Source organism: Pseudomonas sp. NPDC078416, assembly GCF_050268485.1.
GTDB lineage: Bacteria > Pseudomonadota > Gammaproteobacteria > Pseudomonadales > Pseudomonadaceae > Aquipseudomonas.
The window spans coordinates 1-2944 of the sequence record NZ_JBNNGV010000065.1; the positions used below are offsets into that span (position 1 = coordinate 1).

The window sequence follows — 2944 nt, forward strand, 5'->3', positions numbered from 1 at the left end:
CATGGTCCTGCTGGGCATCAAGGACCGCGAAACCTTTCCGTTGGTGTTCTACCGCGAGAACTGCGCCGACATGGCGCTGCAACCGGACGAAGCAGAATATTCAACGGCTGACCAGGTGCGATCGACTGCGAGATGTCCTGCAACCAGCCCATACCCTCAGACTGACCAAACCAGGCACCCAGCGAAGCCGGAAACAGCAAGATGCTGCTCGCGAAGATGGCAGGAATAACGCCCGCCATGTTCACTTTCAACGGCAAGTGGCTGGTCTGCGCAGCGAAGACCTTACGGCCCTGCTGACGCTTGGCGTAGTGAACAGCAATACGACGCTGACCACGCTCGATGAACACCACGAAACCGATGATCGCTACTGCCAGCAAACCGATGGCGACCAAAGCGAAGATGTTGATATCACCTTGACGTGCAGACTCGAAAGACTGCCCTATCGCTCTCGGAAGACCGGCGACGATACCCGAAAAAATCAACATCGAGATACCGTTGCCAACACCGCGCTCAGTGATCTGCTCGCCCAGCCACATCATAAACAGTGCACCAGCAACAAAGGTGGTGACTGCAACAAAGTGGAAGCCGATATCTGCTGAGAACGCAACGCCCTGACCGGCCAGACCAATGGACATGCCAATAGCTTGAACCAGGGCCAGGACGACTGTGCCATAGCGGGTGTACTGGCTGATCTTACGACGACCAGCCTCACCTTCCTTCTTCAACTGCTCCAGCTGCGGGCTGACTGCGGTCATGAGCTGCATGATGATCGATGCCGAGATATACGGCATGATCCCCAGTGCAAAAATGCTCATGCGCTCCAGCGCACCGCCGGAAAACATGTTGAACAAGCTAAGAATGGTCCCCTCATTCTGTCGAAACAGGTCGGCAAGCCGGTCAGGGTTGATACCTGGAACTGGGATATGCGCACCGATCCGATAGACGATAATCGCCAGGAACAGGAAACGCAGACGAGCCCAGAGTTCGGACAACCCGCCGCTTTTGCCGAGCGCTGAGAGAGCACCTTGCTTAGCCATTTATTCCTCGAACTTGCCGCCAGCTGCTTCGATAGCCGCACGCGCACCTTTGGTGGCTGCGATACCTTTGAGGGTGACTGCGCGAGTAACCTCACCGGACAGCATGATTTTCACACGCTGTACGTTTTGGTTGATCACGTTGGCATCCTTCAGGGACTGCACAGTGACGACGCCTTCAACTTTAGCCAGCTCGGAGGTGCGAACTTCTGCACGATCCATAGCTTTCAAAGAGACGAAGCCGAACTTGGGCAGACGACGATGCAACGGCTGTTGGCCGCCTTCGAAGCCCGGAGCAATGGTGCCACCGGAGCGGGAGGTCTGACCTTTGTGGCCACGGCCACCGGTCTTGCCCAAACCACTACCGATACCACGGCCCGGACGATGCTTTTCGCGACGGGAACCCGGCGCTGGACTCAGATCATTGAGTTTCATCGATTAACCCTCGACGCGCAGCATGTAGTAAGCCTTGTTGATCATCCCACGGTTTTCCGGGGTATCAACGACTTCTACAGTGTGACCGATGCGACGCAGACCCAAACCCTTAACGCACAATTTGTGGTTAGGGATGCGGCCGGTCATGCTTTTGATCAGCGTTACTTTAACGGTAGCCATGATCAGAAGATCTCCTGGACGTTCAGGCCGCGTTTAGCAGCGATGGACTCAGGGGACTGCATGGTTTTCAAACCCTTGAACGTTGCGTGAACAACGTTGACCGGGTTAGTCGAACCGTAGCACTTGGCCAGAACGTTATGGACGCCAGCAACTTCGAGGACAGCGCGCATTGCGCCGCCAGCGATGATGCCAGTACCTTCCGACGCAGGCTGCATGTAAACCTTCGAAGCCCCATGAGCGGACTTGATGGCGTACTGCAGCGTGGTGCCGTTCAGATCAACCTGGATCATGTTACGGCGAGCAGCTTCCATTGCCTTCTGGATCGCGGCAGGCACTTCACGTGACTTGCCACGGCCGAAGCCAACGCGCCCTTTACCATCACCAACCACGGTCAACGCGGTGAAGGTGAAGATACGGCCGCCTTTAACGGTTTTTGCTACGCGATTAACTTGTACCAGCTTCTCGATGTAGCCTTCGTCGCGTTTTTGGTCGTTATTTGACATAACTTAGAACTCCAGCCCGCCTTCACGAGCAGCATCAGCCAGCGCCTTAACGCGACCGTGGTACTTGAAGCCAGAACGATCAAAAGCCACTTGCGATACACCGGCGGCTTTCGCACGCTCAGCGATCAGCTGGCCAACTTTAGTGGCCGCGTCGATGTTGCCAGTGGCGCCATCACGCAGTTCTTTGTCCAAAGTCGAGGCGTTTGCCAGGACTTTGCTGCCGTCGGCCGAGATGACCTGGGCATAAATGTGCTGCGAAGAGCGGTACACGCAGAGACGCACGACTTCGAGTTCGTGCATTTTCAGGCGTGCTTTGCGAGCGCGACGCAGTCGGGTAACTTTTTTGACGGTCATTTGCTATGCCCTACTTCTTCTTGGCTTCTTTACGACGGACGACTTCGTCCGCGTAACGCACGCCTTTGCCTTTGTACGGCTCTGGACGGCGGAAGTCGCGGATCTCAGCGGCCACTTGACCAACCAACTGCTTGTCGATACCGCGAATGACGATATCGGTTTGGTTGGGAGTCTCAGCGGTGATGCCTTCCGGCAATTCGTAGTCCACTGGGTGCGAGAAGCCAAGGGCCAGGTTCAGCACCGTGCCTTTTGCTTGCGCTTTGTAACCAACACCGACCAGCTGGAGCTTGCGCTCAAAGCCTTGGCTTACGCCCTGGACCATGTTGTTTACCAACGCACGAGTGCAGGCCCAAGGCTTCGGCGAGGCTGCGGACCGAGCTGTGCGGGCGGGTCAGTTCGGCGGCAATCAACGCCCGTTCAAACGCTTCGACCTGCTCG

The 2944-nt window shown here is 56.4% G+C and carries 4 protein-coding genes and 2 pseudogenes; all 6 read right to left on the reverse strand.

The window, feature by feature from the left end; translation table 11 throughout:
* Window positions 1-89: 89 nt before the first annotated feature.
* Window positions 90-1037: pseudogene (gene secY, locus ACQKEN_RS25290) on the reverse strand (preprotein translocase subunit SecY); the annotation flags it as partial.
* Window positions 1038-1469, reverse strand: a complete 432-nt coding sequence (gene rplO, locus ACQKEN_RS25295; protein WP_037017733.1) for a 50S ribosomal protein L15 — start codon at window positions 1467-1469, stop codon at window positions 1038-1040.
* A gap of 3 nt (window positions 1470-1472) precedes the next feature.
* Window positions 1473-1649 carry a 50S ribosomal protein L30 gene (gene rpmD / locus ACQKEN_RS25300; protein WP_028621547.1) on the reverse strand — a complete coding sequence of 59 codons (177 nt, stop codon included), beginning with the start codon at window positions 1647-1649 and terminating at the stop codon, window positions 1473-1475.
* Window positions 1650-1651: 2 nt separating this feature from the next.
* On the reverse strand, window positions 1652-2152 hold the full coding sequence (gene rpsE / locus ACQKEN_RS25305) for a 30S ribosomal protein S5 (RefSeq protein ID WP_037017729.1): 501 nt from the start codon (window positions 2150-2152) through the stop codon (window positions 1652-1654).
* Between the two features lie 3 nt (window positions 2153-2155).
* On the reverse strand, window positions 2156-2506 hold the full coding sequence (rplR, locus tag ACQKEN_RS25310) for a 50S ribosomal protein L18 (protein WP_037017727.1): 351 nt from the start codon (window positions 2504-2506) through the stop codon (window positions 2156-2158).
* Between the two features lie 10 nt (window positions 2507-2516).
* Window positions 2517-2849, reverse strand: a pseudogene (gene rplF, locus ACQKEN_RS25315) (50S ribosomal protein L6); the annotation flags it as partial.
* Between the last annotated feature and the right edge of the window lie 95 nt (window positions 2850-2944).

What these genes read in the sequence shown, in the direction of transcription:
- rplO (WP_037017733.1), bottom strand. Translation starts at nt 1,469, where the DNA reads ATGAAACTCAATGATCTGAGTCCAGCGCCGGGTTCCCGTCGCGAAAAG.
- rpmD (WP_028621547.1), bottom strand. Translation starts at nt 1,649, where the DNA reads ATGGCTACCGTTAAAGTAACGCTGATCAAAAGCATGACCGGCCGCATC.
- rpsE (WP_037017729.1), bottom strand. Translation starts at nt 2,152, where the DNA reads ATGTCAAATAACGACCAAAAACGCGACGAAGGCTACATCGAGAAGCTG.
- rplR (WP_037017727.1), bottom strand. Translation starts at nt 2,506, where the DNA reads ATGACCGTCAAAAAAGTTACCCGACTGCGTCGCGCTCGCAAAGCACGC.